Origin of the sequence: Micromonospora sp. 050-3, assembly GCF_046549335.1 — a bacterium.
Taxonomy (GTDB): Bacteria; Actinomycetota; Actinomycetes; order Mycobacteriales; family Micromonosporaceae; genus Micromonospora; species Micromonospora trifolii.
This window is the reverse complement of record NZ_JAJPVX010000001.1, coordinates 2,853,216-2,866,697: the sequence shown is the minus strand read 5'-3', so window position 1 is coordinate 2,866,697 and position 13,482 is coordinate 2,853,216. Positions and strand designations below refer to the sequence as shown.

Genomic DNA, 13,482 nt, shown 5'->3' with positions numbered 1-13,482 from the left:
TAAGCGGTACGGTGGCTCGCGTGGACGTCGCCTCGAAGGATCGGTTGCGCGCCGTGGACCTGGCGGCCACCGTCGGGATCTCGGTGCAGCAGGTGCGCAACTACGTCGAGTTGGGGGTGCTGCCCCCGGTGCGCCGCACCGCCAGCGGCTACCGGATCTTCACCAGCGAGCACGCCCGGGCGCTGAGCGTGGCGCGGCGGTTGGCCGAGGGGCACGGCTGGAGCCGTACCCGGGAGATCATGGCGGCGGTGCACAAGGGTGACCTGCCGGCGGCCCTGGCGGCGCTCGACGGCGGCCATGCCGAGCTGGACCGGGAACGCGCCGAGATCCGTCGGGTGCTCGGCGCCTTCGAGACCGTGCTGGCCAGCCCACCGGCGGCCCGGCCCGCGCCACGCTACGGCGCCCGCATCGGCGAGGTCGCCGCCCTGGTCGGGGTCCGGACGTCACAGCTGCGGCTGTGGGAGGAGCGCGAGTTGCTGCGGCCGGGCCGCACCCCGGGCACCAACTACCGGGTGTACGACGAGGCGGAGCTTCGCGCGGCGCAGGTCATCGCATTGCTGCGCCGGGGCGCGTACCCCTTCGAGATCATCGCCGCGGTGCTGGGCGAACTGCGGACCACCGGCAGCGCTCAGCGGGTCCGCGCCGAACTGGCCCGCCGCGAGCAGGAGCTGCACACCCGCAGCCTGCGCCGGCTGCGGGGCAGCGCCGCCCTGCACGACTACCTACGCGCTCGCGGCGACGCGAGTTGACCGCCATCCCGTCCCGCCGGGCGATCTTCCTGACTAGGGTCGGGCACATGAGAGCTGTGCTGCTGGCGGCCACGACGTCCGCCGTCCTGCTCGCTCCCGTGCCGGTCGGTGCGACGGGAGTGTCCGCCGCGCCGACTGTGCGCTGCCCCCGGGTCCCGGCGCCGGCGGCGTCCCGCCCGCCCCGGCCGTCGCCCCCGCCCGCCGTCCCTGAGCAACGGATGATCGGCGGCGCGGCGCTGGACACGGCCGGCCTGGTCGTGCCGGCTGGCGCCGCCGCGCCACCGAGGGTGACGGCCACGTCGTGGCTGGTCGCCGACCTCGACAGCGGCCAGGTGCTCGGCGGCTGCGGTCCCCACGAGTACGGCACACCGGCGAGCGTGCAGAAGCTGCTGCTGGCGGCCACGATGCTGCCCAAGCTCGACCCGAAGCAGACGGTCACCATCACCGACGCGGACATGAACATCGAACCCGGCTCCTCGGCCGTGGGCCTGGTCGCGGGCGGCCGGTACACCATCGAGACCATCTGGCTCGGGTTACTGCTCAACTCCGGTAACGAGGCCGCCAACGCGCTGGCCCGACTCGGCAGCGGGACGGACAGCGCCGCCGGTGTCCGCGCCATGAACGAGCAGGCGCACCATCTGGGCGCGCTCCAGACGCACGCGGTCACCCCGTCCGGGCTGGACGGCAAGGGGCAGTTCACCAGCGCGTACGACCTGGCGCTGATCGCCCGGGCCTGCTTCGCCGAGCCGACCTTCCGCCGGTACGCGCTGACCGAGCAGACGTCGATTCCGGTCCAGCGGGCGCAGCGCACCAAGGGCTTCGAGATTCAGAACGAGAACCAGCTGATCTACCGGTACCCGGGGGCACTCGGCGGCAAGACCGGCTTCACCGACCTGGCCCGGCACACCTACGTGGGGGCGGCGGAACGCGGTGGGCGGCGGCTGGTGGTGACCCTGCTGGGTGCCGAATCGGCACCGGTACGCGGCTGGGAGCAGGGCGCGGCCCTCCTGGACTGGGGCTTCACGCTGCCCCGGGACGCCGCAGTGGGTCGACTGGTCGAGCCCGGCGAGCTGACCGCCACCCCGTCGGCGGCGCCGTCCGCTCTGGCGGCCCCCGGCGCGCCCCGACCGGCGGCGGCCAGCGGGCCCGCGCGTACCGGCTCGGGGTGGCTGTGGTCGGTGACCGCTGTGAGCGGCGCGACAGTGGTGGCGTTGTTGGGCGGTTTGCTGTGGCGTCGTCGTCGCCGGATGCCCTGACGGATCGACATCTGGCGCTGCCCTCCATAGACTCCGGTCTTTCTGGCACCACCAGTCCAGGAGGATCCCTGTGTCGAGTGAACTCGAACCGCGCCCCGCGACGGCGGCACCCCGCCGGCAGGTGCGCGCCCTGACCCGCCTCGCGGGGGTGACAGTGCTCGCCGGGGCGCTGGTCGTCGGCTCGTCCGCCACCGCGCTCGCCGCGCCGGGCCCGTCGGCCGACGCGGTGCGCGTCTCCGCCGCCCCGCCCGCCGCTGTCGACACCGCCACCCGCCCGCCGCGCACCACCCACGGCCCCTGCGCGTACACCGAGACCCCGGACGAACCCGCGGCGCGGCCGGTGCCGCTGCCGCCCGACCCGCGACGCACCCCGGCCCGGGGCAGCGTCCGGGTGACCCTAACGACCAACCACGGGCCGATCGGGCTGACACTCGACCGGGCCGCCGCGCCGTGCACGGTGCAGAGCTTCCTGCACCTGGTGAGCAAGCGGTTCTATGACCGCACCCCGTGCCACCGGCTCACCGCGTACCCCACGCTGAGTGTGTTGCAGTGCGGTGACCCGTCCGGCACCGGTGAGGGCGGCCCGGGCTACCGGTACCGCGACGAGCTGCCGACCGACCTGCCGCCAGCGCCCACCGACCCGACCGGGGAGCGCCGGGTGTACGCCCGGGGCGTGCTGGCCATGGCCAACGCCGGGCCGGACACCAACGGCAGCCAGTTCTTCCTGGTCTACGCCAACTCCGCGCTGCGCCCCAACTACACGATCTTCGGCGAGGTCGACGGGGCCGGCCTGGCCACCCTGGACCGGATCGCCGCCGGGGGAGTGGCACCGACCGCCGAGGACCCGGCGCCGGTCGACGGCGCGCCCGCACTGCCGGTGACCATCCGCAAGGCCGTCCGCTGGCACCACCACCACTGACCGCGCGGCGCGGTGGGTGACAAAGGGTCGCTCACCGCGCCCACAGTGGGTGAGCCTCGGTCACGCGCGGCCCGGCCGAAATTTTCGGGAACGGACCGGAACCGGTCCAACCGGTTACCGACGCGGTTCCGGCCATCACGCCGAGGCGGGCGACCCGGTCGGCGGGGCGGCGGTGCTGTCCCGAACGACCAATTCGGTGGCGAGTTCCACCCGGGGCGAGTCGATGCCCTCGCCCTGGGCCAGGCGCAGCACTGTCCGGGCCGCCAACCGTCCCATCTCGACCAACGGTTGGCGCACGGTGGTCAGCGGCGGTGAGGCCCAGCGGGCTTCCGGCAGGTCGTCGAAACCGACAACGCTCACGTCGTCCGGGACGCGCAGCCCGCGGCGTCGGATGGCCTCGTAGACGCCGAAGGCCATCTGGTCGCTGGAGGCGAAGATGCCGGTCGGCGGGTCGGCGAGGTCGAGCAGCGCGGTCCCGCCGGCAAACCCGGAGGCGTGGTAGAAGTCGCCCGGGTAGACCAGCTTGTCGTCCACCGGCACCCCGGCGGCCTCCAGCCCGGCCCGGTAACCGTCGAGCCGGGCCCGGCTGCACAGCAGGTGCGTCGGCCCGGCCACGAAACCGATGCGCCGGTGCCCGATCGCGAGTAGGTGTTCGGTAGCGGCGAGCCCGCCGGCCCAGTTGGTGGCGCCGATCGTCGGCACGTCCATGGCCGGCACCCCGGCCGGGTCGACGACCACCACCGGCACGTTGAGGCGACGCAGCTGCGCGTGCAGCGGCGGGCTCAGGTGCGAGGTCACGAAGATGACGCCGTCGGTGGCCCGGGTGCGCAGGTTCTGCAACCACTGCCGGGCCGCGGTGGGCTGCCGGTGGATGGCGGAGACCACGGTGCCGACGCCCGCGCCGTGCCCGACATCCTCCACGCCCCGGATGATCTCCACGGCCCACGGGCTGTCCAGGTCGTTGAAGACCAGGTCGACGAGACCGGCTCGGCGAACGCTGCGGCTGGTGCGGCGCCGGTAGCCGTGGTGGCGCAACAGCTCCTCGACCCGCTCCCGGGTGTCCGGGGCCACATCGGAGCGTCCGTTGAGCACCCGTGACACGGTCGGCACCGACACCCCGGCCTCCCGTGCGATCGCGGTGATGGTCACCCTGCGTCCGTCGTCCGCGCCCACCCGCGTCTCCTTCACCGAGCCGGAGGAACGACCACCAGGCGTCGCCCACCGTGTGTCCCGAAACGGCGTGCCCGTCCCACGCGCCATCTTGCCTCACCGACGGGGGTTGACGACATTCCAGGTCGACCGAAGCTTCGCTTGAGTTGCGGAAAAGTTCCGGAGTTTTTCCGGCTACTTTCAGCCAGCGGACCGCAGGGATCCTGGGATGGTGGCCCCGGTTGGGCTGATAGACAGGAATCGTGCGCTACCGCCTGGCCGTCGTGTTCGCGCTCGCCGCGCTGCTCGGCGGCTGCTCACGGCCGGAGCCCCGCCCCGCGCCGGCCGCGCCCCAGCCGACGTCGGCGAGCCCCACACCCGCGCCGGCCCCGTCCACCTCCGTGGCAGCCCCGCTGCCGGGGTTCGTGGTGCTGACCGACCATGACCCGCGCATCCACGCCGACATCCGCTACGCCACACCGCACAACTTCGTCGGCCGGCCGATCACCGGCTACCGCGAGCCGCTCTGCCTGCTCACCCGGCAGGCGGCCGAGGCGTTGCGCCGCGTACAGGACGCCGCGCTGGCCGGTGGGCACAGCCTCAAGGTGTACGACTGCTACCGCCCGCAACCGGCGGTGGACGACTTCGTCGCCTGGTCGAAGCGCCCCGATGAGCAGCAGACCAAGGCCGAGTTCTACCCGGACCTGGCCAAGAATCGGCTCTTCGCCGACGGTTACATCGGGGCGCCCACCGCGCACAGCCGCGGCAGCACCCTGGACCTGACACTGGTCGACGAGCCCGCCGCCAGCCAACCTCCGTACCGGGTCGGGCAACCGCTGGCCGCCTGCACCGCGCCGCGCGCGCAGCGGTTCAAAGACAACAGCATCGACATGGGTACGGGCTTCGACTGTTTCGACCCGCGGGCGCACACCGCCGACCCCCGTGTCACCGGGCCGGCGCGCGACAACCGCCGGTTGTTGCAGCGGCTGATGACCGACGCCGGGTTCGTCAACTACGACCGTGAGTGGTGGCACTACAGCCTGCGCGACGAGCCGTACCCGGACACGTTCTTCGCGGCCCCGATCGCCCGCTCCTCGGTCGGCTGACCCGCGGCCCTGCCCCGCGTCCCGGCACCGCAGCCGCCGGTGCCATCCGGCATGATCGTCTCAATGACCACTGAACGGATCGGCCCCCCGGTTGCCGGCGACGAGCGGGAGACGCTGCGCGACTTCCTCGACTTCCACCGCGCCACGCTGGCCCTCAAGTGCGAGGGTCTGTCCGACGAGGACCTGCGCCGGCAGTCGATGCCGCCCTCCACGCTCTCCCTGCTCGGCCTGGTGCGACACCTGGCCGAGGTGGAGCGCGCCTGGTTCCGGCGGATCATCGACGGCGAGGACATCGGTTTGGTCTGGTCGGAGACCGGCGACTTCCAGCAGGCGTACGACGCCACCTCGGCCACCCGGGCAGAGGCGTTCGACGCCTGGGAGCGTGAGGTCGCGCATGCCCGCCGGATCGAGCGGTCGGCCGCGTCGCTCGACGTGACCGGCCTCAACGCCCGCTCCGGTGAGACCGTGTCACTGCGGCTGGTGATGCTGCACCTGATCCACGAGTACGCACGGCACAACGGCCACGCCGATCTCCTCCGCGAGGGCGTCGACGGCACCGTCGGTGTCTAGCCCGCGGATGGGCCGCGGTCAGGTCCAGTAGAGGATCCGGCAGGCTGGTACGCGGGCGGTGAGTTCGGCGGTGAACCAGTCGCGCAGCTCGGCCATCTGCTCGCGCGGGTAGACGTACTTCACCGCGCCGAACTTGCCGTGCTTGCGGGTGCGGGACTCCTCGTCCATCTCCAGCCGGGTGCGCGGGTACCAGCCGAGCAGCACCTCCTTGCTGCCCGGCGTGAACCGGTGGGTGATCAGCTCGGCGGTCAGGTCCAGGTCCGGCACCCCGTCGACCGCCGAGCGGACCTGGTCGAGCAGTTCGCCGTAGTGCTCCCGCCAGTCGGGCAGCGCGATGATCGGCGCGATGGTCAGCCCGACCGGGTAGCCGTCGAGGGCGAGCCGGCGCAGCGCGGCCAGCCGGTCCGGCACCCGGGCGGTGCCGCCCTCGAACCGTTCGCTGACCGGGGCGCAGTTGACGCTGAAGCGGACCCGGGTCCGGCCGGCGTGCGGCAACCCCACGAACGTCTCCACATCGGCGTACTTGGTGGTCCAGCGCAACTGCACGGGGGCGTCCCAGTCGGCGAAGTGCTGCACCGCCCGCCGCCAACTGCCGGTCAGGTGCTCGAGGGCGAGCGGGTCGGTGTAACAGGACGCCTCGAAGGTGGTGCCCTCGTCGGCACGCCGCGCGTTGCGGCTGGTCACCGTTCCACGCCCGGCGTACGCGGCCAGCCCGGCGAGGATGTCGTCGAGGTCCGCGTACACCCGGGTCACCGGTGGGCCGGACAGGGATCCGGCGAGGTAGCAGTACTGACAGTGCGCCGGGCAGCCCTCGGCCAGGTCGACCCGCCAGTCCGCGCTGGGCGCGATGGGTTGCAGGACGCGCCGTGAGGGTGGGCTCACCACTATCGCCATCGTCGACTTGGCCCGGGCGTAGGTCTCCCGGTCGGTCTGCCCGCGTACCCCGGTGAGCCGGTTGGCGCGCAGGTGTTCCACCTCGATGCCGAGGGCCCGAACCTGCTCGACGATCCGTTGGCCGTGCGGGTGGTCGAGTGCGGCGGGGGTGGCCACCACCCGGCTCGGCGTCCAGCGGCGCGCCGGGCGGGTCGGCGGCGCGAGGCCGGCAAGGTCGCGGGTCGGCACCCGTTCGCCGCTGGCGTCGTGCGGCGCGGCGGGCACGTCCATGGCGAGCGGCTGGTCGACGTCGACGGCGTCCGGGCTGGTCATCCGGCCGGGGTACCCATTGCCGCAGGAATCCCACCCGATCGGCCGCCTCGCGATTGACGCCGCCGAACCGGAGGCATAATCTCTCATCTATCTGTAAACCTTGTGAACAGATGCACATCGACGCGGCGGCGCGCGTCCCGACCGAAGGGACGATCAGGTGATCGCAGAACTCTCCTCCCGTACCAGACGAATCCTGTCGTTGTTCGTCGCCCTGGTCGTCGCGTTGACAGCCGGTCTCGCGGTCAACGCCTCGCGAAGCGCGCAGGCCGCGCCGACGTTCAAGGTCCTGGCCTTCTACAACGGCACCTGGGACGCCGCGCACATCGACTTCGTCAAGGACGCCCGGGCCTGGTTCCCGCAGGCCGCCGCCCAGCACGGCTTCTCCTGGGAGGCCACCAACAACTGGGGCCTGCTGAACACCGCCAACCTGGCCCAGTACAAGGTCGTCATGTTCCTGGACGACGCGCCGCCCGCCGCGCAGCGGGGCGCGTTCCAGCAGTACATGCAGAACGGCGGGGCGTGGCTGGGCTTCCACGTCAGCGCGTGGACCGACAACCCGTCGAGCTGGAGCTGGTACTACAACACCTTCCTCGGCACCGGCTCGTTCCAGACGAACACCTGGGGACCCACCCGGGTCACCATGCGCGCCGACAACCGCACCCACGCCGCCACCCGGAACCTCCCGGCGACGTTCCCGTCGTCGATCAGCGAGTGGTACTCCTGGAGCAACGACCTGCGGCAGAACCCCAACATCGACATCCTCGCCTCGGTCGACCCGTCCAGCTTCCCGGTCGGCACGGACCCCAACCAGTCCTGGTACGGCGGCTACTACCCGCTTGTCTGGAGCAACCGGCAGTACAAGATGCTCTACGCCAACTTCGGCCACAACGCGATGAACTACAGCACCAACACCGGGCTGTCCTCCACCTTCGACAGCGCGCAACAGAACCAGTTGCTGATCGACGGGCTGCACTGGCTGGCCGGTGTCGGCACCGTCCCGCCGACCACGCCCCCGCCGTCCGACGGCATCTCACCGACGGCCTGGCACACCGCTGTCAACCGGGCCAGCGGCAAGTGCGTGGACGCGCGGGCCGCGGCCAGCGCGAACGGCACTGCCATCCAGCAGTACGCGTGCAACAGCAGCACCGCGCAGCAGTACCAGTTCGTGCCGACCAGCGGCGGCTACCTGCGGGTCAACAACCGCAACAACAGCGCCCAGGTGATCGACGTGACCGACCGGTCGACCGCCGACTCGGCACGCATCCAGCTCTGGTCCTACAGCGGCGGCAACAACCAGCAGTGGCGGGCCGAGCCCGAGGGTGGCGGTTACTACCGCCTGGTCAACCGCAACAGTGGCAAGTGTCTCGACGTGCCGGGAGCGTCCACCGCGGACAGCGTCCAGCTCATCCAGTACACCTGCAACGGCACTGCGGCGCAGTCCTTCCGGCTGGTGCCGCAGTCATAACTCCACTGCCACGTCCGCGCCGGGGTGAACCGCCACTCACCCCGGTGCGGGGCCGGCGGCGCGAGCGAACCGGGCGGCGACGTCCCGGACGACGGTGCGCAGCTCCGGTGGGTCGAGCACGTCGAAGTCGACAGCCAGGGTGCTGAGGAAGGCGGCGAGGTTGCCCAGCGACTCCCCGCCGGTGTGCAGCAGGCAGGCCCGCTCGTCGATCGCCTCCAGCAGACCCGCCGTGGTGGGGATCCGCCGCGCCATCGCCTCGGCCGACGCGTGCAGGCGTACCCGGGCGGGGTGTGCCCAGGCCGTGGAGCCGACGCCGCGCAGCACGTGCGCGACCGCGTCGCCACCTGGCGGCTCCCGGGGCGCGAAGCGCGGACCGGTCGGCACCCGGGGTTGGATCCGGTCGGCGCGGAAGGTCCGCCAGTCGGCCCGGTCGGTGTCCCATCCCAGCAGGTACCACCGCCGCCCGGTGTAGACCAGACGGTACGGCTCGACGTCGCGCACGCTGACCGAGCCGTCATGGCCGGCGTAGTCGAAGCGCAGCCGCTCCCGGCGGTGCGCGGCCGTGGAGACGGCGGTCAGAGTGTCAGCGTCCACTGTCGGGCCGCCGCCGGCGGCGGAGACCGTCGCCGAGCGCAGGGCGTCCACCCGGTGCCGCAGCCGTGACGGCAACGACTGCTCCAGCTTGGCCAGCGCCCGCAGCGAGGTCTCCTCGATGCCGGTCACCGAGCCGCCGGCCGCGGCCCGCAGCCCGACGGCCACCGCCACGGCCTCGTCGTCGTCGAGCAGCAGCGGTGGCAGCGCCGACCCGGCACCGAGCCGGTAGCCGCCGGCGACCCCCGGGTGCGACTCGATCTGGTAGCCCAGCACCCGCAGCCGTTCCACATCCGTGCGGACCGTGCGGGTGGTGACCGCGAGCCGGTCGGCCAGCTCGGCGCCGGACCACTCCCGGCGCACCTGCAGGAGAGTCAGCAGCCGCAGCAGGCGCACGGAGGTCTCCACCATGCCCGCGAGTCTGCCCTACGACCGCCGGGAGGCGGTTCGTCGACGGTCCACGGGGGATATCCATTGCGGACGCGCCGACGCCCTCCTAGTCTCGTCGATGCCCGGTCAACCGATCACACCCCGAGGGGAGCACGCCATGTCGCGACGCGTCCGCACCGACGCCCGCTGGTGCCTGCTCTCCGCCGGCACCCCTTTGCAGCTCACCGCCAAAACCCGTGCCTACCGCCCATCGCGGCGGAGCGAGCCGGGGTGGCGCGACTGACGCCGACGCTGACGCGTCCGCCGGCCGCCCATCCCACCGGGATCGGGCGGCCCTCTCGTATCCGCGCACCGCCGCTGGCCGCCAAAATCTGATCAATAACGGTCACCGCACGACAGAAGGAGACCACTATGGGATTCACCCCCCTCGCCGGCACCCGGGCACCGGTCCGGGTCTGGACCGACCCGTACGCCATCGAGCCGCAGGCCGCCAAGCAGCTGCGCAACATCGGCGCGCTGCCCTGGGTGCAGGGTGTCGCCGTGATGCCCGACGTGCACTTCGGCAAGGGCGCCACTGTTGGCTCGGTGATCGCGATGCGGCAGGCCGTCTCGCCGGCCGCGGTCGGCGTCGACATCGGCTGCGGGATGTCGGCGGTCCGTACCTCGCTGACCGCCGCCGACCTGCCGGACGACCTGGCCGGCCTGCGCTCCGCGATCGAGGCCACCATCCCGGTCGGCTTCGCCCAGCGCAAGGACTCGGTCGACACGCGTCGGATCCGGGGCCTGGAGCAGGCCGGCTGGGACGACTTCTGGGGCCGGTTCGCCGGCCTGGACCGGCGGGTGGCGCAGCTGGAGACGCGGGCGCAGCGGCAGATCGGCACCCTCGGCGGGGGTAACCACTTCATCGAGGTCTGCCTGGAGCAGGGCGGCGCCGACGAGGGGCGGGTCTGGCTGATGCTGCACTCCGGGTCCCGCAACATTGGCAAGGAGCTGGCCGAGCGGCACATCGGGGTGGCCCGAGGGCTGCCGCACAACGCCGACCTCCCGGACCGGGACCTGGCCGTGTTCCTCGCCGGGACGCCGGAGATGGACGCGTACCGGCGGGATCTGTGGTGGGCGCAGGAGTACGCCCGGCGCAACCGGGCGGTCATGCTGGCCCTGCTCTGCGGTGTGGTGCGTGAGCACTTCCCGCAGGTCGGCTACGACGAGCCCATCTCGTGTCACCACAACTACGTCTCCGAGGAGAGCTACGACGGGGTGGACGTGCTGGTGACCCGCAAGGGCGCCATCCGGGCCGGCCGGGGTGACCTGGGCATCATCCCCGGGTCGATGGGCACCGGGTCGTACATCGTGCGGGGGCGGGGAAACACCGACGCGTACTGCTCGGCGTCGCACGGGGCGGGGCGTCGGATGTCTCGGGCGCAGGCCAAGCGGACCTTCAGCACGGAGGACCTGGCCGCGCAGACCGCCGGGGTGGAGTGCCGCAAGGACGCCGGGGTGGTCGACGAGATCCCCGGCGCGTACAAGGACATCACCGAGGTGATGGCCCAGCAGGAGGACCTGGTTGAGGTGGTCGCGCACCTCAAGCAGGTGGTCTGCGTGAAGGGCTGACGTGCCGTGCGGGCCGGGGAGACCGGCCCGCACGGCCGCTGGTCAGAAGCCGACGAAGACCCGGCGCAGGTCGTCGAGGGTCACCGAGCCGGTCACCTGCACCCCGTCGGGGGTGTGCTGCGGGCCCAGCCGGCCGCTGGCCAGCCGCAGCCACACCTCGGCCGGGGCCACCAGCTCGCCGTCGGGACGCTCCGGCGCGTCGACGATCTCGACCTTCTCGCCCAGCCGCAGCCCGAACGTCCGCTCGGGTGCGTGCAGCCGGACCAGCAGAGTGGCCTCCCGGCCGGCCAGCTCCTGCGGTCGGCTGGTCCAGGCCAGCATGCCGCCGATCTGCTCGAGCAGCAGCGCCACCGCCCCCGGCGTCACCGCCGCGAACCTGTTGAACGCCACCTCGGCGTCCCACTGGTGCAGGGCGAACTCGCTGAGCCGGAACCGGGCCGCGGTGGCCACGTCGACCGGCTCCGGCAGGAAGCCGAGGTCGATCCGCATCGAGGCCCGGGTCTCGGCGTCCAGCGCCTCGTACGCCTCGATCAGCCGTTCGTTGGTGGCGAGGAACCCGGCGGCGTGCTCGGCCGGGGACATCGCGTCCCAGCGGGCCCAGACGCCACGGTTGAAGTCCCCGTCCGGGCCGGGCGCGCCGGTGCGGGCGGCGTCCAGCGTCGCCAGGTTGATCTCGGCGCCGCTGCCCAGGTGGCTCAGCACCTGGGAGACCTGCCACTCGCTGGCCCCCGACGGCCGGAGCAGGTCGTCCTCCTTGAGGTCCCGTACGAGCGCGGCGAGCTCCTCATGGCCCGCGCGCAGAGCTGTGATGATCTGGTCAGCAGGGGTCGACATGGATCTCCTCAAACGGACTTTCGACGATGGTCGGGACGCTACCGGACATCGCCGCCGGCCGGCCCACGCCAGGGTCGGGGCGCTCCGGCCGGCGGCGATGTCGGTCAGCTCAGCCCATGTGCACGGTGTTGCCGGTCGGGATGTCCTCCTTGCGGACCTTCACCAGGACCAGCGTGGCCAGTCCGGCGAGCACGATCAGCGCCGCGCCCCAGGCGAAGGCCACCCGGTAGCCGTGTACCAGCGCCTCGACCTGGTTGACCGGGTTCGGCGCCCGGCCGACCAGATAGGCGGCGACCGCGCTGGTGTAGAAGGTGTTCAGCAGCGCCGTGCCGAGCGAGCCACCGATCTGCTGGGTGGCGTTGAGCGTCGCGCTGGCCGCGCCGGCGTCGTGCTCCGGCACCCCGACCAGGGCGAGGCTGGACAGCGGGACGAAGGTGAAGCCCAGCCCCAGGCCCAGGACGACCTGCGCGGGCAGCAGGTGAGTGAGGAACGAGGTGTCCACGTCGATCTGGGTCAGCACCAGCATGCCCAGGGCGGCGAGCACCGAACCGGCGACCATCAGCGGCTTGGCACCCAACCGGGGCATCAGCTGGCTGGCACCAAGCGCGGCGATCAGCACACCGGCGGTGACCGGCAGGGACGCGAGACCGGCTTCGAGGGGCTTGTACTGCAACACGACCTGGAAGTAGAAGGTCAGGAAGAGGAACGCCCCGAACAGGCCGGCGCCGATCAGCGTCGACGTGAGGAACGCCCCGCCCCGGTTGCGGTCCAGCAGGATCCGCAGCGGCAGCAGCGGGTGGCTGGAGCGCAGCTCGATCACCACGAAGGCGGCGAGCAGCACCACGCCCGCGGCGATGAAAGCGAGCGTCGCGGTGGCGTCCCAGCCGTCCTCAGCGGCCTTGGTGAAGCCGTAGACCAGGGAGACCAGGCCGGCGGTCACCACGATCGCACCGGGTACGTCGTAGCGGGTGTTGCCGTGGGCCCGGCTCTCCGGCACCAGCGGCAGCGCGAACGCGATGGCGATGGCGGCGACCGGGATGTTGACCAACAGGCACCAGCGCCAGTCGGCGTACTCGGTGAGCACCCCGCCGAGCAGCAGGCCGACCGCCGAACCACCGCCGGCGATCGCGCCGTACACGGCGAAGGCCTTGGCCCGCTCGGTGGCCTCGGTGAACAGGACGGTGAGCAGCGCCAGCGCGGCCGGGGCGAGCAGCGCGCCGAATGCGCCCTGCAACGCGCGGGCGGCGAAGAGCATCTCACCGGTGGTGGCCAGACCGCCCAGGGCGGAGGCGAGCGCGAAACCGGTCATGCCGACCAGGAAGGTGCGCTTGCGCCCCCAGTAGTCGGCGATGCGACCGCCGAGCAGCAGCAGACCGCCGAAGGCCAGCGTGTAGGCGGTGATCACCCACTGCCGGTTCGCGTCGGTGATCCCCAGGTCGGCCTGGGCCTGCGGCAGCGCGATGTTCACGATGGTGGCGTCCAGGACGACCATCAGCTGTGAGACCGCGATGACCGCCAGCGCGATCCAGCGCCGCGGGTGCGGTGCGCCTGTCGACGCCCCGGCGTTGGGCGCGCCGGGCGCGGTCGAGGTGGTTCCGGGCATGGTGAAGCCTTCCGTGTTGCGAATATCGGTGAA

The 13,482-nt window shown here is 72.4% G+C and carries 12 protein-coding genes; 7 read left to right on the top strand and 5 right to left on the bottom strand.

Annotated features, from left to right (window positions below; all coding sequences use genetic code 11):
- Nucleotides 1–20 precede the first annotated feature (20 nt).
- The 3 genes from ACLJOK_RS13225 to ACLJOK_RS13215 all read left to right on the top strand — a co-directional run bounded on the left by ACLJOK_RS13225 (nucleotide 21) and on the right by ACLJOK_RS13215 (nucleotide 2,924).
- On the top strand, nucleotides 21–749 hold the full coding sequence (locus tag ACLJOK_RS13225; protein WP_410818671.1) for a MerR family transcriptional regulator: 729 nt from the start codon (nucleotides 21–23) through the stop codon (nucleotides 747–749).
- A 47-nt stretch (nucleotides 750–796) separates the two neighbouring features.
- Nucleotides 797–2,005 carry a D-alanyl-D-alanine carboxypeptidase family protein gene (locus tag ACLJOK_RS13220; protein WP_410818669.1) on the top strand — a complete coding sequence of 403 codons (1,209 nt, stop codon included), beginning with the start codon at nucleotides 797–799 and terminating at the stop codon, nucleotides 2,003–2,005.
- Nucleotides 2,006–2,075: 70 nt separating this feature from the next.
- Nucleotides 2,076–2,924 (top strand): peptidylprolyl isomerase, encoded by an 849-nt coding sequence (locus tag ACLJOK_RS13215; RefSeq protein WP_410818667.1) that lies wholly within the window; start codon nucleotides 2,076–2,078, stop codon nucleotides 2,922–2,924.
- 135 nt (nucleotides 2,925–3,059) lie between these two features.
- On the opposite strand, the gene ACLJOK_RS13210 is transcribed toward ACLJOK_RS13215, so the two are convergent.
- On the bottom strand, nucleotides 3,060–4,097 hold the full coding sequence (locus ACLJOK_RS13210; protein WP_238677359.1) for a LacI family DNA-binding transcriptional regulator: 1,038 nt from the start codon (nucleotides 4,095–4,097) through the stop codon (nucleotides 3,060–3,062).
- A gap of 239 nt (nucleotides 4,098–4,336) precedes the next feature.
- Here ACLJOK_RS13210 and ACLJOK_RS13205 point away from each other — a divergent pair, with 239 nt between their 5' ends.
- Together ACLJOK_RS13205 and ACLJOK_RS13200 are read left to right on the top strand one after the other, a co-directional pair.
- Nucleotides 4,337–5,179 carry a M15 family metallopeptidase gene (locus tag ACLJOK_RS13205; RefSeq protein WP_410818665.1) on the top strand — a complete coding sequence of 281 codons (843 nt, stop codon included), beginning with the start codon at nucleotides 4,337–4,339 and terminating at the stop codon, nucleotides 5,177–5,179.
- 63 nt (nucleotides 5,180–5,242) lie between these two features.
- A complete protein-coding gene (locus ACLJOK_RS13200) occupies nucleotides 5,243–5,749 on the top strand; it encodes a DinB family protein (protein ID WP_410818663.1) in 507 nt (168 codons plus the stop codon).
- Nucleotides 5,750–5,767: 18 nt separating this feature from the next.
- Here ACLJOK_RS13200 and ACLJOK_RS13195 read toward each other — a convergent pair whose 3' ends face one another.
- Nucleotides 5,768–6,955: a spore photoproduct lyase family protein gene (locus tag ACLJOK_RS13195; RefSeq protein WP_410818662.1), complete on the bottom strand. Its 1,188-nt coding sequence runs from the start codon at nucleotides 6,953–6,955 to the stop codon at nucleotides 5,768–5,770.
- Between the two features lie 157 nt (nucleotides 6,956–7,112).
- Here ACLJOK_RS13195 and ACLJOK_RS13190 point away from each other — a divergent pair, with 157 nt between their 5' ends.
- Nucleotides 7,113–8,420 (top strand): RICIN domain-containing protein, encoded by a 1,308-nt coding sequence (locus tag ACLJOK_RS13190; RefSeq protein WP_328654761.1) that lies wholly within the window; start codon nucleotides 7,113–7,115, stop codon nucleotides 8,418–8,420.
- Nucleotides 8,421–8,456: 36 nt separating this feature from the next.
- On the opposite strand, the gene ACLJOK_RS13185 is transcribed toward ACLJOK_RS13190, so the two are convergent.
- Complete coding sequence (locus tag ACLJOK_RS13185) at nucleotides 8,457–9,422, bottom strand: helix-turn-helix transcriptional regulator (RefSeq protein WP_410818661.1); 966 nt, start codon at nucleotides 9,420–9,422, stop codon at nucleotides 8,457–8,459.
- A 390-nt stretch (nucleotides 9,423–9,812) separates the two neighbouring features.
- Between ACLJOK_RS13185 and ACLJOK_RS13180 the strand changes: the two genes are divergently transcribed.
- Nucleotides 9,813–11,012: an RtcB family protein gene (locus tag ACLJOK_RS13180; RefSeq protein ID WP_091406679.1), complete on the top strand. Its 1,200-nt coding sequence runs from the start codon at nucleotides 9,813–9,815 to the stop codon at nucleotides 11,010–11,012.
- Nucleotides 11,013–11,054: 42 nt separating this feature from the next.
- Here the strand turns inward: ACLJOK_RS13180 and ACLJOK_RS13175 are convergent, their stop codons facing one another.
- Nucleotides 11,055–11,846 carry a maleylpyruvate isomerase family mycothiol-dependent enzyme gene (locus ACLJOK_RS13175; RefSeq protein WP_410818659.1) on the bottom strand — a complete coding sequence of 264 codons (792 nt, stop codon included), beginning with the start codon at nucleotides 11,844–11,846 and terminating at the stop codon, nucleotides 11,055–11,057.
- 109 nt (nucleotides 11,847–11,955) lie between these two features.
- Nucleotides 11,956–13,449 carry an MFS transporter gene (locus ACLJOK_RS13170; protein WP_410818658.1) on the bottom strand — a complete coding sequence of 498 codons (1,494 nt, stop codon included), beginning with the start codon at nucleotides 13,447–13,449 and terminating at the stop codon, nucleotides 11,956–11,958.
- Nucleotides 13,450–13,482: the final 33 nt, after the last annotated feature.